The organism is Cupriavidus nantongensis, from assembly GCF_001598055.1.
GTDB classification, from domain to species: domain Bacteria; phylum Pseudomonadota; class Gammaproteobacteria; order Burkholderiales; family Burkholderiaceae; genus Cupriavidus; species Cupriavidus nantongensis.
The window spans coordinates 1,623,166-1,644,092 of sequence record NZ_CP014845.1 but is presented as its reverse complement, the minus strand read 5'-3'; the positions used below and the strand labels follow the sequence as shown (position 1 = coordinate 1,644,092).

The 20,927-nt window shown below is 68.7% G+C and carries 16 protein-coding genes; 9 read left to right on the top strand and 7 right to left on the bottom strand.

Annotation, left to right across the window (positions count from 1 at the left end):
* The first annotated feature begins 6 nt into the window (after positions 1 to 6).
* The 3 genes from A2G96_RS28365 (at position 7) to A2G96_RS28355 (ending at position 2,531) form a co-directional block, all read left to right on the top strand.
* Positions 7 to 468, top strand: a complete 462-nt coding sequence (locus A2G96_RS28365; RefSeq protein ID WP_062803477.1) for a tripartite tricarboxylate transporter TctB family protein — start codon at positions 7 to 9, stop codon at positions 466 to 468.
* Between the two features lie 13 nt (positions 469 to 481).
* Entirely contained in the window at positions 482 to 1,984 is a 1,503-nt protein-coding gene (locus A2G96_RS28360; RefSeq protein ID WP_062803476.1) for a tripartite tricarboxylate transporter permease, read from the top strand.
* 220 nt (positions 1,985 to 2,204) lie between these two features.
* A complete protein-coding gene (locus A2G96_RS28355; RefSeq protein ID WP_062803475.1) occupies positions 2,205 to 2,531 on the top strand; it encodes a helix-turn-helix transcriptional regulator in 327 nt (108 codons plus the stop codon).
* Positions 2,532 to 2,600: 69 nt separating this feature from the next.
* Here A2G96_RS28355 and A2G96_RS28350 read toward each other — a convergent pair whose 3' ends face one another.
* Positions 2,601 to 3,383, bottom strand: coding sequence for a DUF4397 domain-containing protein (locus tag A2G96_RS28350; RefSeq protein ID WP_062803474.1), 783 nt, complete (start codon positions 3,381 to 3,383; stop codon positions 2,601 to 2,603).
* A gap of 573 nt (positions 3,384 to 3,956) precedes the next feature.
* Here A2G96_RS28350 and A2G96_RS28345 point away from each other — a divergent pair.
* On the top strand, positions 3,957 to 5,285 hold the full coding sequence (locus tag A2G96_RS28345) for a putative bifunctional diguanylate cyclase/phosphodiesterase (protein ID WP_062803473.1): 1,329 nt from the start codon (positions 3,957 to 3,959) through the stop codon (positions 5,283 to 5,285).
* A gap of 285 nt (positions 5,286 to 5,570) precedes the next feature.
* Complete coding sequence (locus tag A2G96_RS28340) at positions 5,571 to 8,204, top strand: DUF6600 domain-containing protein (RefSeq protein ID WP_231909678.1); 2,634 nt, start codon at positions 5,571 to 5,573, stop codon at positions 8,202 to 8,204.
* A gap of 94 nt (positions 8,205 to 8,298) precedes the next feature.
* Here the strand turns inward: A2G96_RS28340 and A2G96_RS28335 are convergent, their stop codons facing one another.
* The 5 genes from A2G96_RS28335 to A2G96_RS28315 all read right to left on the bottom strand — a co-directional run bounded on the left by A2G96_RS28335 (position 8,299) and on the right by A2G96_RS28315 (position 13,057).
* Complete coding sequence (locus A2G96_RS28335) at positions 8,299 to 9,471, bottom strand: ABC transporter substrate-binding protein (protein ID WP_062803472.1); 1,173 nt, start codon at positions 9,469 to 9,471, stop codon at positions 8,299 to 8,301.
* 217 nt (positions 9,472 to 9,688) lie between these two features.
* Positions 9,689 to 10,396, bottom strand: coding sequence for an ABC transporter ATP-binding protein (locus tag A2G96_RS28330; RefSeq protein ID WP_062803471.1), 708 nt, complete (start codon positions 10,394 to 10,396; stop codon positions 9,689 to 9,691).
* A complete protein-coding gene (locus A2G96_RS28325) occupies positions 10,383 to 11,147 on the bottom strand; it encodes an ABC transporter ATP-binding protein (RefSeq protein WP_062803470.1) in 765 nt (254 codons plus the stop codon). The genes A2G96_RS28330 and A2G96_RS28325 overlap by 14 nt, the downstream gene beginning before the upstream one ends.
* On the bottom strand, positions 11,140 to 12,183 hold the full coding sequence (locus tag A2G96_RS28320; RefSeq protein WP_062803469.1) for a branched-chain amino acid ABC transporter permease: 1,044 nt from the start codon (positions 12,181 to 12,183) through the stop codon (positions 11,140 to 11,142). Before A2G96_RS28320 ends, A2G96_RS28325 begins: the two co-directional genes overlap by 8 nt.
* A gap of 10 nt (positions 12,184 to 12,193) precedes the next feature.
* Positions 12,194 to 13,057 carry a branched-chain amino acid ABC transporter permease gene (locus A2G96_RS28315; RefSeq protein ID WP_062803468.1) on the bottom strand — a complete coding sequence of 288 codons (864 nt, stop codon included), beginning with the start codon at positions 13,055 to 13,057 and terminating at the stop codon, positions 12,194 to 12,196.
* 553 nt (positions 13,058 to 13,610) lie between these two features.
* Between A2G96_RS28315 and A2G96_RS28310 the strand changes: the two genes are divergently transcribed.
* The gene (locus tag A2G96_RS28310; RefSeq protein WP_062803467.1) at positions 13,611 to 14,690 is read left to right on the top strand and encodes a glycosyltransferase family 4 protein; all 1,080 of its coding nucleotides are present in this window, start codon (positions 13,611 to 13,613) and stop codon (positions 14,688 to 14,690) included.
* Positions 14,691 to 14,722: 32 nt separating this feature from the next.
* Complete coding sequence (locus A2G96_RS28305) at positions 14,723 to 16,933, top strand: amylo-alpha-1,6-glucosidase (protein WP_062803466.1); 2,211 nt, start codon at positions 14,723 to 14,725, stop codon at positions 16,931 to 16,933.
* A gap of 48 nt (positions 16,934 to 16,981) precedes the next feature.
* On the opposite strand, the gene A2G96_RS28300 is transcribed toward A2G96_RS28305, so the two are convergent.
* Positions 16,982 to 17,932 carry a LysR family transcriptional regulator gene (locus A2G96_RS28300; protein ID WP_062803465.1) on the bottom strand — a complete coding sequence of 317 codons (951 nt, stop codon included), beginning with the start codon at positions 17,930 to 17,932 and terminating at the stop codon, positions 16,982 to 16,984.
* Between the two features lie 130 nt (positions 17,933 to 18,062).
* On the opposite strand from A2G96_RS28300, the gene A2G96_RS28295 reads away from it, so the two are divergent.
* Together A2G96_RS28295 and A2G96_RS28290 are read left to right on the top strand one after the other, a co-directional pair.
* The gene (locus A2G96_RS28295; protein ID WP_062803464.1) at positions 18,063 to 19,892 is read left to right on the top strand and encodes a gamma-glutamyltransferase family protein; all 1,830 of its coding nucleotides are present in this window, start codon (positions 18,063 to 18,065) and stop codon (positions 19,890 to 19,892) included.
* A gap of 66 nt (positions 19,893 to 19,958) precedes the next feature.
* Positions 19,959 to 20,927 carry a Bug family tripartite tricarboxylate transporter substrate binding protein gene (locus tag A2G96_RS28290; protein WP_417926447.1) on the top strand — a complete coding sequence of 323 codons (969 nt, stop codon included), beginning with the start codon at positions 19,959 to 19,961 and terminating at the stop codon, positions 20,925 to 20,927.

The window sequence follows — 20,927 nt, the reverse complement described above, 5'->3', positions numbered from 1 at the left end:
ATCGTTTTGCGCATACGCAGCCAAAAGGACTTTGCCTCCGGCCTGATGTTCATTCTGGTCGGGCTGGGCTTTTCCTGGGTCGCTCGCGGCTATTCCATGGGGACGGCCGCCAAGATGGGACCCGGATACTTTCCATTCCTGCTGGGCCTGGTACTCGCGGTGCTGGGGGCGGTGGTGCTGCTGGCCTCGATGTCGCCCAAGGGCGAGCAGGACCACCTGGCCCGCTGGGACCTGAAGACGCTGCTGTGGATCCTCGGCTCGGTGGTGCTGTTCGGCCTGCTGCTCAAGCCGCTGGGCATGGTGCTGTCGGTGTTCGTGCTGGTGCTGGTGTCGTCGATGGCCAGCCACGAGTTCAGCTGGAAGGGCGCGCTGCTCAACGCGGTGGTGCTGGTGCTGATCAGCCTGGGCGCCTTCGTGTACGGCATCAACCTGCAGATGCCGGTGTGGCCGGCCTTCATCACCGGTTAAGGAGCGCCGCATCATGGAATTGTTTGAACACCTTGCGCTGGGCTTTTCCACCGCGCTGTCGCTGCAGAACCTGGCCTACGCCTTCCTGGGCTGCGTGCTGGGCACGCTGATCGGGGTGCTGCCGGGCCTGGGGCCGCTGGCCACCATCGCCATGCTGCTGCCGATCACCTACACGCTGCCGCCGGTGGCCGCGCTGATCATGCTGGCCGGGATCTACTACGGCGCGCAGTATGGCGGCTCGACCACCGCCATCCTGGTGAACCTGCCCGGTGAATCGTCGTCGGTGGTGACCACCATCGACGGCTACCAGATGGCAAGGCGCGGCCGGGCCGGGGTGGCGCTGGCCACCGCCGGGCTGGGCTCGTTCTTCGCCGGCTGCGTGGCCACGCTGATCCTGGCCGCTTTCGCCACGCCGCTGTCGGAGATCGCCTTCAAGTTCGGCCCGGCCGAGTACTTCTCGCTGATGGTGCTGGGCCTGATCGGCGCCGTGGTGCTGGCTTCCGGCTCGCTGCCCAAGGCGATCGCGATGATCGTGCTGGGCCTGCTGCTGGGCCTGATCGGCACCGACGTGAACTCGGGCGCCGCGCGCTTCTCGTTCGACGTGCCCGAGCTGACCGACGGCATCGACTTCGTCGCGCTGGCAATGGGCATGTTCGGCTTTGCCGAGATCATCGCCAACCTGGAGCAGAAGGAAGCCCGCGAGACCTTCACCAACAAGGTCACCAACCTGTTTCCGACCAGGGAAGACTTCAGGCGCATGATCCCGGCCGTGCTGCGCGGCACGGCGCTGGGCTCGGCGCTGGGCATCCTGCCGGGCGGCGGTGCCTCGCTGGCTTCGTTCGCGGCGTACTCGCTGGAGAAGAAGACTTCCAAGAATGCGCATGAATTCGGCAAGGGTGCGATCGAAGGCGTCGCGGGTCCGGAATCGGCCAACAACGCCGCGGCGCAGACCTCGTTCATCCCGCTGCTGACGCTGGGCATTCCGCCCAATGCGGTGATGGCGCTGATGGTGGGGGCGATGACCATCCACAACATCCAGCCCGGCCCGCAGGTGATGACCAGCAACCCGTCGCTGTTCTGGGGCCTGATCGCGTCGATGTGGATCGGCAACCTGATGCTGATCATCCTGAACCTGCCGATGATCGGCATCTGGGTGAAGCTGCTGACCGTGCCGTACCGCTTCCTGTACCCGGCGATCCTGGTGTTCTGCGGCATCGGCGTGTACTCGGTCAACAACCAGACCTTCGACGTGTTCATGGCCGCGGGCTTCGGCGTGATCGGCTACCTGTTCCTGAAGCTCAAGTGCGAACCGGCGCCGCTGCTGCTCGGCTTCGTGCTGGGGCCGATGATGGAAGAGAACTTCCGCCGCACGCTGCTGCTGTCGCGTGGCGACTTCAGCGTGTTCGTGACGCGTCCGCTGTCGGTGGGCCTGCTGATCGCAGCCGCCGCGCTGGTGGCGGTGGTGGCGCTGCCGTCGATCAAGGCCAAGCGCGAGGAAGCGTTCCAGGAAGACTAGCGCCCGCGCGCGCCCCGGAATGGCGCCGGCCCGCAAGGCGGCCGGCGCAAGCAACGCAAGCTGACGGGGTGCCTTCGCGCACCCCGTTGTCTTTTGCGGGCGCGACGCGCGCCGCGCGTCCTGCCCGCCTTATTCCCAGAGAGTGCCCGACTGCGGCAGCAGTCATGGGCTGCGCATGATGATCAGGATTCCCGCACCATCGGGTGCGCCGACAGCGCCCATGAAACCGCCTACCCTTGACCGGTTTTTCTCCAGAATCTATGTGCTCAAGCTGGTCCAGTCGAGCCCGTCGACGGTGCTCAGCCTGGTCGACCGGCTGCGCGAGCGCGGCATCGACAAGAACATCCGCTCGCTGCGGCCGATCCTGCGCAGCCTGATGATGGCGCGCGCCATCACCGCCGAACTGGTCGAAGGCAGCGGCCGCGTCTATTGCATCACCGCGCAGGGGCGGGCCGAACTGGAAACGTATATCTCGCACCTGGCGGTGCTGAAGGCGGAGCTGGAGCCGGCCGCCGAAGCCCCGGCGCGGCCTGACCCCGAGCTTTAAAAAAAAGGCCGGTCCCTCCGGACCGGCCTCCCGCATGCTGCCCGCCTGCCACGGGCAACCGCGACAGCGTTATTGCGTCGTCACCAGTTCCAGGCCGGCTTGCGACTCGTCGTCGCCGCGCGCCACCAGCACCTTGATCTTGTTCGGCGTCAGGCCGGCGATGCCATCCGACGGGATGGTGGTGATCAGCCAGTCGGCGTTGTTCGCCAGCGTCAGCGCGCCCGAGTCGAAGATCACGGTCTTGGTACCGGCCGGCGTGATGCGCAGGCGGTAGGTGGTGTTGCCGTCCAGGTCGATCGAATCCTGACCCGATGCCGGCGAGGCCTGCTTGTAGCCCACCGCGGCAAAGGTCGGCGCCACCGAGTTCAGGTCGATCGCCGGCAGGGTCACGTAGATGTCGATATTCTGCGCGTTGAACGAGGCGTTGAGCGAGCGCACGCGCGCCTTGTTCGACAGCAGGCCCTTGCCGAACGGATCGTCGATCGTCACCGTTTCCGCGGCCGACGCACCCGGCACCGCCACCACGGTGTACTTGTGGCCGGTGGCCGCCACCAGGCTGCCGCGGGCCAGTTCGGTCTGCGTGCCGGCGGCGTTGAACGAGATCAGCTGGTTGCCGGTTTCCACATTGAAGTAGGTCGAGACGAACTTGTAGGGCTTGTTGACCATGCTGGTGAGCGTGCCGTTCTGCAGCACGTCGACATTGGGGCCGCCGGTGACGGCGTGGATCACGCGCACGCTCGGCTTGCTCAGGCCGATGCGGTCGTCGATGCCGTCATCGCCGCCGCCGCACGCTGTCAGCACCGCGGTCGCGGCCAGCGCGAGGCCTAGGAAAAGGGTCTTGGATCGAAGCATGGGTCACCTCTTGCTGTTAGAGTCAGAGACGAGCTGGCCCATGCCGGCGCGGATCGCGGCGGCCCCGTGGCCAGTTGCTATCTGGTATGCAGGCGCGGGATCACGCTTGCCGTGATGCAACGATAGGTTTGAAGCCGTAGGCCAGACAGGCGCGACGCTCCGAATTCAATGTCGGACGATTCCGACAGGAAGTGATGCCTGCGCGAGGATCCAGTGTGACCGGGGTTGGCAGCGCAAGGCGCGCGTGCGCACCAGCCCATGCCTAGCACGACCATGGCCTGTGCGCACACGTGTAACCGGTTGTTGCCGGACCGGCGTGCCGGTGTGGGGCCCTCGTGCATCGGGGGCGCTTCGTATGGACACTGTTCGCGCCCGGCCAGCCGGCAGGGCGGGGTAGGGTACTGTATGTGGCGGACATATTCAACGCGCAGCGACGCCTGCTGATGCCCGGCGTTGCGCCGGCGCCTAGGGGTTTTCGCGAGTCCCGGGACCTGCTTGATTTTTTCCAAGTTTTCGTCACACTTGCTAAATTGCTAGCGGGTAACAATGTCGACAATTACAGATGGGGCAGGGATGGTGGCCAAGTCGGGGGCGAAGTCGGCTGGCGCCTCGCCAGGCTCGGATCTCGATCCGCTGACCGGCGCTGACAATCGCCAGGGCTTTCTGAAACGGCTGGAGGCACGCCTGCATAGCGAGGCAGTGCCGCGCTGCGCATTGCTGCTGGTCGGCATCGACGACTTCCGCGCCTTCAACGACATGCATGGCCATGCCGAAGGCGACATCATCCTGCAACGCGTGGCCCGCCGCCTGCGCGATGCCTCGCCCCGCGACGCCGTGATCGGCCGCATCGGCAGCGATGAATTCGGCGTGCTGCTGCCCTCCATTGCCGATCCCACGCTGGTGCGCCACGTCAGCGCCGCGATCCTGTCGATGCTGTCCTCCCCCCACGAACATGCCGGCCGCCGCCATCACGTGCTGGCCAGCATCGGCGCGTGCGTCGCGCCCGCGGCCGGCGAACAGGCCTCGGACATGCTGGCGGCCGCAAGCCTGGCGCTGGCACGGGCCAAGCACGATGGCGGCCGCACCATCCGCTTTTTCAAGCCGCAGATGCGCTCGGACGTGACCACGCGGCTGTCGCTGGTGCAGGCCCTGCACGAAGCCTACGCCCAGCGCCAGTTCGAGCTGCTGTACCAGCCCCAGGTCGACCTGCGCGACGGCCGCGTCCACGGCGCCGAGGCGCTGATGCGCTGGCGCCATCCCACCCGCGGGCTGCTGTCGCCGGCCGCCTTTATCGACGCGCTGGCCGGCAGCAGCATCGCCAGCGATGTCGGCATGTGGCTGCTGCAGACTGCGTGCGCCCAGGCCCGCGCCTGGGCGCTGGCATTTCCGCGGCCGCCGCGGGTGGCGATCAACCTGTTCGCGGCCCAGCTGTCCGAAAGCCGGCTGCTGACCGAGGTCCGCCACGTGCTGCGGGCGCTGGAGCTGGCGCCGGACTGCCTAGAGATCGAGATCACCGAGACCATCGCCCTGCAGCAGGGCGACGAGGTCTCGGACCAGCTGCAGGCGCTGCGCCGCGACGGCATCACGCTGACCTGCGATGACTTCGGCACGGGCTATGCGTCGCTCAGCTTCCTCAAGTCGTTCCCGGTGGACCGGCTCAAGATCGACCAGTCCTTTATCCGCAACGTGACCGAAGACCCGGTCGACGCGGCGATCGTGCGCTCGGTGATCAATGTGGGCGCCAGCCTGCACATCGGCGTGGTCGCCGAAGGCGTTGAAACCCCGGAGCAGCGCGATTTCCTGCTCGCCAACGGCTGCCATGAAGCGCAGGGCTACCTGTACGGGCGCCCGATGCCGGCCGAGCGCCTGACCGAGATGCTGCGCCAGCAAGCCGCCGGCTGAGCGGCAGCCGGCCCGGACCCGTCTGTCCGGCGCACCGAAGTTGTTTCCACCTTTGACTGCCAAGCGGCCCTGGCCCGGGCGGTGTCGCCCGCCGGCCCGCCCGCAGCCTGCCGCGCGCACCGGCAGGGCGGCGCCGCCCGGGCGCCAGGCGAAATACGAGCTTACAAACTGTGCCGCGCCGGACGCGCCGGCGGCATCCGCGGCCATGTATGGTGACAATAGGGTGGCCGCCGGCGTGGGCCGGCCTGCCCGCCGACCCATGCCGGGTTCCGCTCCTGCCCTTCCATGCCTGATCCTTTCCAATCCGCTGGCCGCAATCCAGGTCGCAATCCAGGTCGCTATCCACGTCACCTCGGCGGCCGGCTGGCGCTGACCGCGCTGGCGGCCGCAACCGGCCTTGCAGTGGCGGCTGCTGCACTGGCGCAGGTGCCCGCCGCGCCGGGCGAACCCTATCTCGATGCCCCGGTGGCCGACGCCGCGCAGCAGCAGGCCGATCCTTCGTCGCGCATCGCCACGCTGACCGCGGTCGACGGCAATCTCAGCTTCGCGCCCGCCGGCTCGGACGCCTGGGCCGCGGCCGGGCTGAACCGGCCGGTCACCACCGGCGACCGGCTGTGGCTGGAGCCGGGCGGACGCGCCGAACTGCACGCCGGCACGGTGGCGCTGCGCTTGGGCGGCGCCACCGCCGCCAGCATCCTGAACCTCGACGACAGCACCACCCAGGTCAAGCTGACGCAAGGCACGCTGCAGGTGCGCGTGCGCGCGTTGCCGGCGGGCCAGACGGTCGAGATCGATACCCCCAACCTGGCCTTCGTGCCGCGCGAGCCCGGCGACTACCGGCTCGACGTGGCGCCCGACGGCAGCACCACCACCGTCACCATGCGCCATGGCAGCGCGGTGGTCTACGGCGACAGCCGCACCATCGAACTGCAGCGCGGCGACCGCATGCGCTTTGCCGGCACCGACCTGGCCGACGCGGGCGGCGGCCCGGTGGCGGACGATGCGTTCGACCGCTGGACCGCGGCGCGCGACGCGCGCGAGGACGCTTCGCAGTCCGCGCGCTATGTGCCGCGCGAGATGCCGGGCTACGCCGCGCTGGACGGCTATGGCGACTGGCAGGAAGACCCGGGCTACGGCGCGATCTGGTTCCCGCGCGTGGTCAGCGCGGGATGGGTGCCGTACAGCGCCGGCCACTGGGCCTGGATCGCGCCATGGGGCTGGACCTGGATCGACGACGCGCCGTGGGGCTTCGCGCCGTCGCACTATGGCCGCTGGGCCTATGTGGGCTCGCGCTGGGGCTGGGTGCCCGGGCCGCGTGTGCGCCCGTGCTATGCCCCGGCGCTGGTCGCCTTCGTCGGCGCCGCCGGCCCCGGCTGGAGCGTGCGCGTCGGCAGCGGACCGGGCGTGGCCTGGTATCCGCTGGGACCGCGCGACGCCTACCGGCCGGTCTATCGCGCCAGCCCGACCTACGTTGCCCGCATCAACCGGGTCACGGTCAACAACTTCGTGATGGGCGACCGCCGCCCGCCGCCCTACGCCAACCGCAACGTGCCCGGCGCCATCACCGGCATGCCGGCGCGCAGCTTTGTCGAAGGACGGCCGGCGCGGGGCCTGCACCGCCCCGAATGGCGCAACCTGCCGACGGGCGAGGCCCACGGCGCGCCGCCGGTGGCGCCGGTCAAGGGCAGCCTGGTGGGTGCGGCGCCGCTGCGGCCGCTGCCGCCGCAGGCGCGCCATGGCTTTGAACGCCAGGCCATCGCCGCGCGCGCGCCGGGCCGCCCGGCCACGGAAGAGCTGGCGCGGCGCTTGGCGCGCGAGGGCGGGGTCGTGCCCGGTGCCGGCCCGGCCTGGCGCGGCGGCAACGAGCGCCGGCCCGGCCGCGACGCCCGGCCGGTGCCGGACGTGCGCATGAGCCAGGCGGCGATCGCAGCGCGCGATCACGCCCCGGTCCAGCCGCGCCCCGGACGTATCGATGCCGACGGCGACGGCCGCGCGGATCGCAACGATGCGCAGGCCCGCGGCGAGCCGTGGCGCGGCCCTGGCCGCGGCCAGAGCACCCGGCCCGACGAGGCGCGCGGCTTTGCCGGGCAGCCTGGCGTGCCGGGCGACGCCCAGCGGCAGCAACAGGCGATGCAGCGCGAACAGCAGCGCCAGCAGGTCGAGCAGCAGCGCGCGCTGCGCGAGCAGCAACGGCAGCTGGAAGAGCAGCGCCAGCAGCGCATGCCGCCGCGCCAGTGGGCCGACGGGCAGGAACGCCCGGATCCGGCGCGGCAATCGCAGGAGATGCAGCGCCAGCGCTTCGAACAGCAGCGCCAGATGCAGGAAGCGCAGCAGCGCCAGGCCGAACAGCAGCCGCGGCAGATGCAGGAGCAGCAGCGCGCGGCACAGGAGCAGGTGCGCCAGCAATCCATGCAGCGGCAGGCGGACCAGCAGCGGCAGATGCAGGAGCAGCAGCGCGCGGTGCAGGAGCAGCAACGGCAGCAGGCCATGCAGCGGCAAGCGGACCAGCAACGGCAGATGCAGGACCAGCAGCGCGCGGTGCAGGAGCAGCAACGGCAGCAGGCCATGCAGCGGCAAGCCGAGCAGCAGCGGCAGATGCATGAGCAGCAACGGGCCATGCAGGAGCAGCAACGCCAGCAAGCGATGCAGCGGCAAGCCGAACAGCAGCAGCGCCAGGCCGAACAGCAGCAGCGCCATATGCAAGAGCAGCAACGCGCGATGCAGGAACAGCAGCGGGCGATGCATGAGCAGCAGCGCCAGCAGGCCATGCAGCGCCAGGCCGAACAGCAGCAACGGCAGATGCAGGAGCGCCAGCGCCAGCAAATGGACCAGCAGCGGCAAATGCATCAGCAGCAACGCGCGCAGCAGGAGCGTGGCCAGATGGAGGCGCGCCAGGGCCGCGACGGCGATCGCCGCTAGCCGCGCCCGGCCGCCGCAATAAAAAACCCCGGCATGCCTCGCGGCATGCCGGGGTTTGTGCTGGCCCGGTGCGGTACCGGCAGCGGGTCTCGCCTTACTTCGCCAGCTCGGACAAGCGGACCTGCGAGATCTTGCCGTTCTGCACCCAGCCGACCACGGTGTCGGCCATCGAGCCGCCCTTGGCGTCGATGCCGTCGACTTCGTTGGGATTGACCTCCTTGGCCAGGCCCTTGACCGCATCCGGCATCTTCGCGCGGATCGCCGCCGCGTCGCTGGTGGTGCCGGCCAGCTTCATCGCCCCGGCCAGCGCATACACCATGGTGTAGTTCAGCGACATCTCGGTGGTGGCATCGCGCCCGTCATGCAGCTTCTTGTAGCGGGCGTTGAAGGCCTGCGCAGCGGGACGGCTGTCGTTGACCAGCGGCAGCACGCCGATCGAGCCCTCCAGCATGCCCAGGCCGTTGGTGACGCGGGCCATCTCGTCCATCTTGGCCTGGTCCATCACGATAAAGCCGCCCTTGAAGCCCAGCTCGCGCGCCTGCTTGACCACCAGCGCGGTCGGCTCCGACGGGCCGCCGACGAACATCACGTCCGGCTTTTCGCTGATGGCGCGCGACACGCCGCTGTAGAAGTCGGTGGCCTTGGTGTACGACATCGGGTTGTTCGCCACCACCTTGCCGCCGGCGGCCTCCCACGCGGGCAGGAAGGCCTGCACCCAGGCCTTGGCGTAGTCGTGGTCGGCCGGGGCCAGCGCCACGTTCTTGCCGTAGCGCTTCATCTGCGCCTTGATAAACGGCTCGATATAGCCGGTATAGGCCGGCGGGATGCGGATGGTCAGCTTGTTGCCGGCGTCGGTGATGCGCGGCACGCTGGAGTAGGCCATCACCAGGAATTTCTCCTGTTCGTTGAAGGCCTGCAGCGCGAAGATGCCGCCCGAATGCGGCACGAACACCGCCGGGGTCTTGTGCTGCTGCACCAGGCGGCGCCCGTTGATGGCGGCCTCGGCGGGCGAGTACTTGTCGTCCAGCGCCACCACCTCCAGCTTGACCTTCTTGCCCTTGACTTCCAGGCCCGCGGCATTGATCTCGTCGACGGCCATCTGCACGCCCGACAGCACGTTCTTGCCATACAGCGCGGCGCCGCCGGAAAGCGGGCCGGTGTAGCCGATCTTGACCACTTCCTGCGCCAGCGCGGCGCCCGAGGCCAGCATCGCGGCCACGGCGGTGGCGGCCAGCGGGAAGATGCGGCGCATGAGGTTGTTTTGCATGGTGTTGTCTCCTGAAAGTACTGCGCTTTGTTTGTTCCGCGGTCCGTGATCGACCGCTTGTTTTCTCCCCTCTCCCGCTTGCGGGAGAGGGGCGGGGGAGAGGGCAGGACGTCGTTATGCCAACGGGTTCACTTCGTTGCGACGCCGGCCCTCTCCCCAACCCTCTCCCGCAAGCGGGAGAGGGAGTACGCAATCGCAACGGGTAAGGCCGTTGCTTCTATCCTCCGATATACGCCTTGCGTATCCCTTCATCCTTCAACAGCGCATCGCGATCCCCCTCCATCACGATCCTGCCGCTTTCGATCACATAGGCGCGATGCGCGATGCCCAGCGCCGCATAGGCGTTCTGCTCCGCCAGCAGCACCGTGGTGCCCGCGCGGTTGATGCGCTGGATGATCTCGAACATCTGCTTGACCACCAGCGGCGCCAGCCCCAGCGACGGTTCGTCGAGCAGCAGCGCGCGCGGGCGGCTCATCAGCGCGCGTCCCAGCGCCACCATCTGCTGCTGCCCGCCGGACAGCGAGCCGGCCGCATCGTCCTTCTTCTGCCGCAGGATCGGGAACAGTTCATAGACTTCGTCCAGCGTCTTGCGGATGCCAGCGCCGTCGCGCCGGTGCACGTAGGCGCCCAGCACCAGGTTCTTCTCCACGCTCATCGCCGGGAACAGCTTGCGGCCCTCGGGGCAATGCACCAGCCCCGCCTGCACGATCTGCGACGGCTTCATGCCGGACAGCTCGCGCCCGTCGAAGCGCATGCTGCCGCCGCTGATGCGGTGGATCGCGCTCATCGCCAGGAAGATCGAGCTCTTGCCGGCGCCGTTGGCGCCGAGCAGCACCACCAGCTCGCCGGCGCCGGCGTGCAGGGTGATGTTGTCGAGGGCGCGGAAGCTGCCGTACGACAGCGAGACGCGTTCAAGCTGCAACATGGTCGGCTCCCAGGTAGGCCTCGATGACATGCGGATCCTGCTGGATCTGCGCGGGCGTGCCTTCGGCGATCTTCTCGCCGTAGTTCAGCACCATGATCTTGTCGGCCAGCCGCATGATCATGTCCATCTTGTGTTCGATCAGGCAGACCGTCTTGCCATGGCGCACCATTTTGCGGATCAGTTCAGCCAGGCCGACGGTCTCTTCCGGGTTGACGCCGCCAGCAGGCTCGTCGAGCAGCAGCAGTTCCGGGTCGGTCGCCAGCGCCAGCGCGAACGCCACGCGCTTGCGCGCCTCCTGCGTGATGTCGGCGGCGACCTCGTGCGCCAGGTGCGACAGGCCGACGAAGTCCAGCGCGGCCTCGGCCTTGTCGCGGCACAGCCGCTCTTCCTCGCGCAGGCGGCGGGTGTTGAACAGCACGTCGCCCAGGCCGGAACGGGTGCGCAGCCGGTGGCCGACGATCAGGTTGTCGAGCACGGTGGCGCGGTCGAACAGCGCGGTAGCCTGGAAGGTGCGGGCCACGCCCAGCCGCGCGATCTGGTCGGCGCGCAGGCCGGCGATGTCCTGGCCCTTGAACAGGATCTGTCCGGAGGAGGGCGCATGGGTGCCGGCGACCAGGTTGAAGAAGGTGGTCTTGCCGGCGCCGTTGGGGCCGATGATGGCGTTGATATGGCCCTGTTCGAAGGTGACCGAGACATCGTGCACCGCGGTCAGGCCGCCGAATTTCTTGGTCAGGTTGCGGATCTCAAGCATGGTCGGCTCCGGCGCGGGTGGTCGGTACAGAGGCGGCGTTGGTCGCGGCATTGCTCGCGGCAGCGGGCTGTGAGAGCTTGCCGCGGCGCTCGGCGGCGGCCTTGCGCGCCTGCCTCTTCAGGTAAGAGCCGACGATGCCGTCGGGCACGAAGATGATCAGCAGCACCAGCACCGGCCCGAACACCAGCATGCGGTAGTCCTGCATGAACTGCAGCGACTGCGTGATCCACGGCACCAGCACCGCGCCCAGCAGCGGCCCGAACAGCGTGCCAATGCCGCCCACCAGCATCGACATCACCATGTCGAAGGTCAGGTCGGTGCGGGCGATGTCCGGGCCCAGGAAGCGCACCTGTCCCGCGTACAGCGCGCCCGCAAGGCCGGCGTAGCCCACCGACAGCACGAACGACAGCACCTTGGTGCGCATCAGGTTGATGCCCAGCGCCTCGGCCAGCGCGTCGCTGTTGCGCACGGCCATGAAGCTGCGCCCCAGCAGCGACGTGACGATGCGGTGCATCAGGAATACGCCGACCGCCAGGAACGCCAGCACCAGGTAGTACTGCGCCTGCACGCTGTCGAAGCTGAGCGGCCCGATCGCCGCCGGCACCGGGATGCCGATCAGCCCCACCGTGCCGTGGGTCAGGCTTTCCCACTTCTCGATCAGCAGGTAGATGATGTAGCCCACGCACATGGTGAAGATCGAGAAGTAATGGCCCTTCAGGCGCAGCGACACCACGCCGACCACATAGCCCAGCACCATGCACAGCACCCCGGCCAGCACGAACGCCAGCCAGAACGGCACCTGGTAGTCCACGGTCAGAATGCCCAGCGTATAGGCGCCGATCGCCATGAAACCGCCGTGCGCCAGGTTCAGTTGCCCGGTATAGCCGGTGATCAGGTTCAGCCCGAGCGTGGCGATGGCATAGATAAAGGCCAGCGTCATCACGGTCAGGTAGTAGCTGTTGGGCGTGACCAGCGGGAACGCGATGGCCAGCGCCAGCAGCAGCATCCAGCCGGTCTTTCCTTGCAGTGCTTTCATGTCTTGCTCCTCAGGCTGCCTTGCCGGCAAACAGGCCCTGCGGCCGGATCGACAGGATCACCACCAGCAGCACGAAGGCGATGATGTCCTTGTAGTCGGTGGAAACGTAGAAGCCGCCGAAGCTCTCGGCCATGCCGATGATCAGTCCGCCGACGATGGCGCCGGGTATGCTGCCCATGCCGCCGAGGATGATGATGACGAAGGCCTTGGTGATCACCAGGTTGCCCATGCTGGGGTAGACCAGGTTGATCGGCGCGTACAGCGTGGCGGCGATCGCGGCCAGCGCGCCGGAGATGGCAAACACCAGCAGGGTCACGCGCGTGGCATCGATGCCGACCAGCGCTGCACCTTCGCGGTTCTGCGCCATCGCCATGATGGTGGCGCCGGTCATGGTGCGGGTCAGGAACAGGTGCAGCAGCACCATCAGCGCAAACGCGGCGCCGATGATCAGCAGGCGCTGCAGCGGCGCGGTCAGGCCGAAGATGTCGACGATCTGCCCGTACGGCGTGGGCATGCGGTGGAAGTCTGCGCCCCACAGCGCCTGCGCGCCGGCTTCCAGAAACAGCAGGATGCCGATGGCGGCGATCATGTCGTGCAGCTCGGGCGAATTGCGCAGCGGGTGGAACACCAGCCGGTCGGCCAGCATCGACAGCACCGCCACCACCAGCGCCGCGCCCAGCATCGCCAGCCAGTAATTCACGCCCAGCGCGGTCATCAGGTAGTACGACACATAGGCGCCGGCCATGTAGAAGGCGCCGTGCGCGAAGTTGGGCACGTGCAGGATGCCGTAGACCAGCGTCAGGCCAAGTGCCACCAGGCTGTACACGCCGCCCAGCGTCAGGCCGTTCAGGATCTGTTGAAGGAACAATGCCACGGGGATACCTCTTGCGGTTCAGGAAACCAGGCACGCGCCGGCAATGGCCGTGCGTGTTCCGGCGCGGCGGTGCCAGGCGGCCGCGCAGATCAAATCAGGCGTCGGGAATCAGGCCGGCGGCAGCGCCGGCTGTCGTGCGTGGCAATGGCGGTGCGTAATGGGGTGCTGCGGATACTGCATGGCGGTGTCTCCTGTGCGATGCGGCGCGATGGCCGCCCGGCAAGCCGGACAGCGTTGCCGCCCGGTGACGCCGTGTCGGGAAAGCGTTCCCGCACGGTCGTTCGTTTTCGCCGACTTTTGCATAGGCCCGCGGGCACCGTCAAGGAAAGCGGCCCGCTATTCCGCACCGCGAAATAGCAGTGTCCGCGCCTCCGGGTAAGCCCTGACGGACAGGGCCGCCACCATCGCTGCGCTACATGGTTTCCATGCCGCGCCTGCATGGTCCGGACCAGCTTGAAAAAGCCCCCGCCGCTTTCTATGGTGCCTTCATCAGCCCCAGGCACTGTCGCGGCAATCCACCCTGCAGTTTGCTGATGACCAGGGGGGAGAGCCGATGAAGATTGCGCAGATTGCACCACTCGCCGAACGCTGCCCGCCCAGCCTGTATGGCGGCACCGAGCGCATCGTTTCGTACCTGACGGAAGAACTGGTGCGCCAGGGCCACGAGGTCACGCTGTTCGCCAGCGGCGACTCGGTCACCGGCGCCGAACTGGTGCCGTGCTGCGACATGGCACTGCGCCTGGATGCGGACGTCGGCGACCATCTGCCCTACTACGTGATGATGCTGGACCGCGTGATGGCAGCCGCCACGCGCTTCGACGTGCTGCATTTCCATATCGACATGCTGCAATGCCCGCTGCTGCGGCGCCTGCCGGTGCGCGCGGTGACCACCTTGCACGGGCGGCTGGACCTGCCGGAGCTGCAGCCCTTCTACGCGCATTTCCCGCAATTCCCGCTGGTGTCGGTGTCCGACGCGCAGCGCGCGCCGATGCCGCCGGTGAACTGGGTCGGCACGGTCCACCACGGCATCCCGGCGACGCTGCTGGACTACTGCGCCAGCCCGGCGGGCGACTACCTGGCATTCCTCGGCCGCATCTCGCCGGAGAAGCGCCCGGACCATGCCATCGAGGTGGCCGCGCGCGCGGGCTTGCCGCTGAAGATGGCGGCCAAGGTCGACCGGGTCGACTGCAGCTACTGGCAGGAAGTGATCCGCCCGCTGGTGGCGGCGCACGCCAACGTCGAGTACATCGGTGAAATCGACGAGCGCGCCAAGTCGGCCTTCCTCGGCAATGCGCGCGCGCTGCTGTTCCCGATCGCGTGGCCCGAGCCGTTCGGCCTGGTGATGATCGAGGCCATGGCGTGCGGCACGCCGGTGATTGCGTTCGACTGCGGTTCGGTGCCCGAGGTGATCGAGCCGGGAATCAGCGGCTATATCGTGCACAGCGTCGACGAAGCGGTGGCCGCCGTCGCCAGCGTGGCCACGCTGCCGCGCGCCGGCGTGCGCGCCGCGTTCGATGCGCGCTTTACCGCGGCGCGGATGGCGCGCGACTACGTGCGCATCTACCAGGGCCTGCCGAACCCCGGCGACGCGGGCCAGGCACATGGCGAGGCCGACGGACTGGCGCTCGCATAACCGCACACGACCACTGCTGGAGAGACTCCCTCATGCCTGCAGAATCCACGGAACATCCCAACCGCTCGGTGGCGGTCGCCGGCGCCGGCGACGTCGCGCAGTTCTATATCCCCGCGGCGGCATCGCTGCAGGAGCGGCGCCCGCGCACGCTCAAGCATGGCGACACCTTCGCGCTGTTCGACCATAACGGTGATGCGATCGGCGCGCCGGGCAGCCCCGAGGGGCTGTTCCATTTCGACACGCGCCACCTGTCCTTCCTGCGGCTGACGGTGGAAGGGCAGCGCCCGATGCTGCTGTCGTCAACGCTGCGCGACGACAACGCCGCGCTGACCTGCGACCTGACCAATCCGGACCTGTTCGACCAGGAGGGTGCGCTATGGCTGGAGCACGACCTGATCCACCTGCGCCGCTCGCGCTTCCTGTGGAACGGCGCCTGCTATGAACGCCTGAGCGTGCGCAACTTCGACGACCGGCCGCGGCGCGTGTGCATTGACATCGCTTTCGATGCGGACTTTGCCGACCTGTTCGAAGTGCGCGGCACGCAGCGGCTGCGGCGCGGCACCATGCACCCGCCGCAAGTCAACGGCGCGGCGGTCACGCTGAGCTACACCGGCCTGGACGAGGCGCGGCGCGAAACCCGGATCTCGTTCGACCCGGTGCCACAGGCGCTGAGCGGCAGCCGCGCCAGCTTCACGCTGCTGCTCAAGCCGTCGTGCATGCAGCTGCTGCGCATGGAGATCCGCTGCCAGTCGGTCGATCATGAAGAGCGCGAGGCCCAGTCCTTTCTCGGCGCGCTGCTGCAGTCCCGGCGCGAACTGCGGCGCTCGTCCGGGCGCGCGGCATCGATCACCACCTCGAACGAGCTGTTCAACGAAGTCGCGCGGCGCAGCATCTCCGACCTGTACATGCTGCTGACCAACACCGTGCACGGACCTTACCCGTATGCCGGCATCCCGTGGTTCAGCACGGTATTCGGCCGCGATGCGCTGATCACCGCGCTGCAGACGCTATGGCTCGATCCCGAGATCGCGCGCGGCGTGCTGCAGTACCTCGCCGCGATGCAGGCCGAGACGGTCGACCCGAATGCCGATGCCGAGCCCGGCAAGATCCTGCACGAGATGCGCCATGGCGAAATGGCGCGCCTGGGCGAGGTGCCGTTCGCGCTCTACTACGGCAGCGTCGATGCCACGCCGCTGTTCGTGCTGCTGGCCGGCGCCTACCTGCGGCGCACCGGCGATGTCGACACCGTGCGCGCGCTGTGGCCCAGGCTGCAGGCCGCGCTGGACTGGATCAGCGAATACGGCGACCGCGACGGCGACGGGTTCGTCGAATACGGCCGGCAGTCGCCCGAGGGCCTGATCAACCAGGGCTGGAAAGACAGCCGCGATTCGGTGTTCCACGAGGACGGGCGGCTCGCCGCCGGCCCGATCGCGCTGGCCGAGGTCCAGGCCTACACCTACGGCGCCTGGCAGGCCGCGGCGCAGATCCGCGCGGCGCTGGACGACAGCGAAGGCGCGGCCCGCTATGTCGCCCGGGCGGAAGTGCTGCGCGACGCCTTCGACAAGCACTTCTATGACCCCGCGCTCGGCACTTACGTGCTGGCGCTCGATGGCAGCAAGCAGCCGTGCCGCATCCGCGGCTCCAACGCGGGCCATACGTTGTTTACCGGCATCGCGCTGCCGGAGCGCGTGCCGTCCGTGGTCGGCACGCTGATGCAAAGCACCTCCTTCTGCGGCTGGGGCATCCGCACCGTCGCCGCGGACGCGGCGCGCTTCAACCCGATGAGCTACCACAACGGCTCGGTCTGGCCGCATGACAATGCCCTGATCGCGGCGGGCATGGCGCGCTACGGCTACCACCCCGAAGCCAGCCGCATTTTCGAGGGCCTGTTCGCGGCATCGAGCTATATCGACCTGCGGCGCCTGCCCGAACTGTTCTGCGGCTTCGCGCGCCAGCGCAGCCAGGGCCCGACCTTCTATCCGGTAGCGTGCGCGCCGCAGGCCTGGGCCGCGGCCGCGCCGCTGCTGATGCTGCAGGCCTGCCTGGGGCTGGACTTCGACACGCAGGAGCCGGCGATCACGTTCGAGAACCCGTCGCTGCCGCCGTTCCTGGACGAGGTGGTGTTCCGCAACCTCGGCGTCGGCGGCGGCAGTGCCGACGTCGCGGTGCGGCGTTCGGGCGAGCGCGTGGTGGTAGACGTGCTGGAGCGGCGCGGGCCGGTGCGGGTGCTGACGCGGAATTGATGCCTGGCCGCGAGCGCGCACGGGTCTTGCCCGGGCGCCTGCCGCAGACTAGCTGAGGTCTGCCGGCAGCGCGCGCAGGCACGCCACCAGCGCCGCGACCACATCGTCCTCCACCGGCTGGCGCCGCCACATCACGCCCACCGGCGGCAGGTCCCAGCTCAGCGCATGCGGCAGCACCACCGCACCCCTGGCCTCGACCAGTTCGTTCGCGACCGCCCTGGGCACAATGGTCGTCGCTGCCGGATGCCGGCGCATCAGCGTGGCCATGGTCTTGATCGAATACGTTTCGACCATCGGCGTCGGCTGCGCCACCCCGGCGACCGCGAAGATGGTGTTGATGGTGCGCCGGATCGGCGTGTTGGGCGGCGGCAGGATCCAGTCGCGTTCGGCCAGCCGGTGCCAGTCGAGCGCGCCGCGCGCCAGCCGCGTCGCGGCCGCGGCGGGCACGACCAGTGCCGGCTCTTCGCGATACAGCGGCTGCTGCACGATGTCCGCGCCTGGGGCAAAGAAGGTGCGCGCGATGACGCAGTCCAGTTCGTGCTCGCGCAGTGCGCTGACCAGCTCGTCGGTGGTGCCTTCGCGCACCAGCACCGACACCCGCGGAGTCTGCGCCAGGCCGAAGGTGCAAGCCGTATCCAGCACGCCGCGGCTGATGTAGGGAATCACGCCCAGGCGCAGCCGGCCGGACAATCCCGCTTCGATCGCCGCCAGTTCGCGCCCCAGCGCATCGGCATCGGCCAGGGTCAGCCTGGCATGTGCCAGCACCGCCAGGCCGGTGGGCGTGGGTTCCAGTCCGCGCCGGGTACGGGTGAACAGCGGCACCATGAAGATGTCTTCGATCTCGCGCAGGGTCTTGGTGACGGCGGGCTGCGACAGGTTGAGCTCGGCCGCGACGCGCGACACCGAGCGCTGCCGCGCCAGCGCGAGCAGCAGCGGCAGGTGGCGCAGGCGCAGCCGCGATACCAGGTTGTGGACCAGCTTGTCGGGGGCGACGGACATGGGGGCTTGCTGCGCCGGGCGCTTGGCCGGCGCGATGAAGGTATTACCGGATGGTAATACCACAATAACCAAACAGGCACAGCTGGTTATTCCGCAAACCTATACTGGCCGGCATCACAGGAGCGTTCCCATGTTCACCACCCGTCCCGAGATTGTCGGCACCTTTGGCGTTGCGGCGTCCACCCACTGGCTGGCCACGCAGACCGCCATGGGCGTGCTGGAGCGCGGCGGCAACGCCTTCGATGCCGCGGTCGCCGCGGGCTTTGTGCTGCAGGTGGTCGAGCCGCACCTGAACGGCCCCGGCGGCGAAGTGCCGATCCTGTACTGGAGCGAGCGCGAGCGCGCCATGCGCTCGGTGTGCGGGCAGGGCCCGGCGCCGGCGCTGGCCGATCCCGCCACGCTGCGCGCCATGGGCCTGGACCTGGTGCCCGGCATCGGCCTGATACCGGCCGCCGTGCCCGGTGCCTTCGGCGCATGGCTGACGATGCTGCGCGAACATGGCAGCTGGACCCTCGCCGAGGTGCTGGCACCCGCCATCGGCTATGCGCGCGACGGCTTTCCGCTGGTGCCGCGCATCGCGCGCGCGATCCTGGCGGTGCAGGCGCTGTTCCGCGACGAATGGCACAGCTCGGCCCGGACCTGGCTGCCCGACGGCAAGGTGCCGCGCCCCGGCAGCCTGCATACGCTGCCGGTGCTGGCGGCCACCTATACCCGCATCGTCGAAGAAGCGCAGCGCCGCAGCGAGACCCGCACCGGCCAGATCGATGCGGCGCTGGACTGCTGGTACCGCGGTTTCGTCGCGCAGGAAATCGATGCGTATTGCCGCAGTACGCCGGTGCGCGACACCACCGGCGACAAGCACGCCGGCCTGCTGCGCCGTGAAGACATGGCAAGCTGGACGCCCGAGATCGAGGCGCCCGCGACCCTGGATTTCGGCCGCTATACCGTGGCCAAGTGCGGCATCTGGAGCCAGGGGCCGGTGTTCCTGCAGCAACTCGGCATGCTGCGCCATGCCGGCCTGGAACAGCACGCGGCGGATTCACCCGAGTTCGTGCACCGCATTGCCGAGGCCGCCAAGCTGGCCATGGCTGACCGGCTGGCGTGGTACGGCGATCCCCGTTTCGCCGCGAGCCCGCTCGCCGGTTTGCTGGACGATGGCTACCTGGCCACGCGCGCGCAGCGCATCGGCGCGCAGGCGGCGCTGACGCTCGAGCCCGGCACGGTCAACGGCATCGCGCCGCGCCTGCCCGACCTGGCCGCGGCCACGCGCACGCTTGAGCGCGCCGACGTGCGCTTCGGCGTGGGCGAGCCCACCTTTGCAGAACTGCCGCCGGTGGCCGAATGGGCCGAGCAGGAGATCTTTGTCGGCGATACCTGCCATATCGACGTGATCGACCGCCACGGCAACATGGTCGCTGCCACGCCGTCGGGTGGGTGGCTGTCGTCGAGCCCGACCATCCCGGCGCTCGGCTTCGCGCTCAATACCCGCCTGCAGATGACATGGCTCGAGCCAGGACTGCCCAACACGCTGGCGCCCGGCAAGCGTCCCTGCACCACGCTGTCGCCATCGCTGGCGCTGCGCGATGGCGAACCCTACATGGTGTTCGGCACGCCCGGCGGCGACCAGCAAGACCAGTGGTCGCTGGCATTCTTCCTGCGCCATGCCGTGCATGGCATGAACCTGCAGGAGGCGATCGACGCGCCGGCCTGGCATGTCGACCACTTCCCGGCGTCGTTCTGGCCGCGCCAGACCGTGCTCAACCGCATCAGCATCGAATCGCGCTTCCCGGACAGCACGCTCGCGGCACTGCGCGAGCGCGGCCACGACGTGCGCGTGGGCGAGCCATGGTCCGAGGGCCGCATGTCGGCCTGCACGCGCCAGTTCGACGCCCGCGGCCGGCTGGTGCTGCGCGCAGGCGCCAATCCGCGCGGCATGCAGGGCTATGCCGCCGGACGCTGACGATCCAACCGGTTCCACCCAATAGACAGGCAAAAACGAAGACGGAGGAGTAACACCATGCGATGGATGACCAAGACCCTGCTGGGCGGCATGGCCGCACTGGCGATGTGCCTGGGCGGCGCCGCAAGCGCCGCCGACAACTGGCCGCAGAAGCCGATCACGCTGATCGTGCCTTGGGCTGCCGGCGGCTCGACCGATATCCTGGCGCGCGTGCTGTCCGAACACCTGACGCGCTCGCTCGGCCAGCCGGTGATCGTCGACAACAAGCCCGGCGCCTCCGGCAATATCGGCTCGGCCATGGTGGCGCGTGCCAGGCCCGACGGCTACACGCTGCTGGTCGGTTCGATGAGCACCCACGCGATGAACCCTGCGCTGATGCCGAACATGCCGTTCCGCGGCGTGGAGGATTTCACGCCGCTGGGCCTGCTGGCTTATGTGACCAACACGATGGTGGTGCATCCGTCGGTGCCGGCGCACAACGTCAAGGAACTGATCGCCTACGCCAGGGCCAATCCGGGCAAGCTGGCCTACGCCAGCGCCGGACCGGGTTCCACCAACCACCTGAGCGCGGTGCTGTTCGAGAAGATGGCCGGCGTGCAGATGCTGCACGTGCCGTACAAGGGCGGCGCGCCCGCCGTGGTCGATACCGTCGCGGGCCAGACCCAGCTGCTGTTCTCGGCCGGCACCCAGACGCTGCCGCACGTGAAGGGCGGCAAGCTGCGCCTGCTGGCGGTTACGGAGGGCAAGCGCTCACCATTGCTGCCCAATGTGCCGACCGTGGCCGAAGCCGTGCCCGGCTATGAACTGGCGGTCTGGTACGGTGCCTTCGGTCCCAAAGGCATGCCGGCGGAGCTGGCCGCGCGCCTGAACCGCGAGATCAACGCGGTGATGTCGTTGCCCGAGGTCAAGTCCAAGATGAACGCCATCGGCGTCGAGACCGCGACCTCCACGCCGCAGCAGTTCGGCACCATCCTGCAGCGCGATGCCGAGCGCTACGGCAAGCTGATCCGCGAACTCGGCATCAAGGGGGAATGA

Coding starts and splice junctions, on each gene's coding strand:
- A2G96_RS28360 (WP_062803476.1), top strand. CDS start 482: ATGGAATTGTTTGAACACCTTGCGCTGGGCTTTTCCACCGCGCTGTCG.
- A2G96_RS28355 (WP_062803475.1), top strand. CDS start 2,205: ATGAAACCGCCTACCCTTGACCGGTTTTTCTCCAGAATCTATGTGCTC.
- A2G96_RS28350 (WP_062803474.1), bottom strand. CDS start 3,383: ATGCTTCGATCCAAGACCCTTTTCCTAGGCCTCGCGCTGGCCGCGACC.
- A2G96_RS28345 (WP_062803473.1), top strand. CDS start 3,957: ATGGTGGCCAAGTCGGGGGCGAAGTCGGCTGGCGCCTCGCCAGGCTCG.
- A2G96_RS28340 (WP_231909678.1), top strand. CDS start 5,571: ATGCCTGATCCTTTCCAATCCGCTGGCCGCAATCCAGGTCGCAATCCA.
- A2G96_RS28335 (WP_062803472.1), bottom strand. CDS start 9,471: ATGCAAAACAACCTCATGCGCCGCATCTTCCCGCTGGCCGCCACCGCC.
- A2G96_RS28330 (WP_062803471.1), bottom strand. CDS start 10,396: ATGTTGCAGCTTGAACGCGTCTCGCTGTCGTACGGCAGCTTCCGCGCC.
- A2G96_RS28325 (WP_062803470.1), bottom strand. CDS start 11,147: ATGCTTGAGATCCGCAACCTGACCAAGAAATTCGGCGGCCTGACCGCG.
- A2G96_RS28320 (WP_062803469.1), bottom strand. CDS start 12,183: ATGAAAGCACTGCAAGGAAAGACCGGCTGGATGCTGCTGCTGGCGCTG.
- A2G96_RS28310 (WP_062803467.1), top strand. CDS start 13,611: ATGAAGATTGCGCAGATTGCACCACTCGCCGAACGCTGCCCGCCCAGC.
- A2G96_RS28305 (WP_062803466.1), top strand. CDS start 14,723: ATGCCTGCAGAATCCACGGAACATCCCAACCGCTCGGTGGCGGTCGCC.
- A2G96_RS28300 (WP_062803465.1), bottom strand. CDS start 17,932: ATGTCCGTCGCCCCCGACAAGCTGGTCCACAACCTGGTATCGCGGCTG.
- A2G96_RS28295 (WP_062803464.1), top strand. CDS start 18,063: ATGTTCACCACCCGTCCCGAGATTGTCGGCACCTTTGGCGTTGCGGCG.
- A2G96_RS28290 (WP_417926447.1), top strand. CDS start 19,959: ATGACCAAGACCCTGCTGGGCGGCATGGCCGCACTGGCGATGTGCCTG.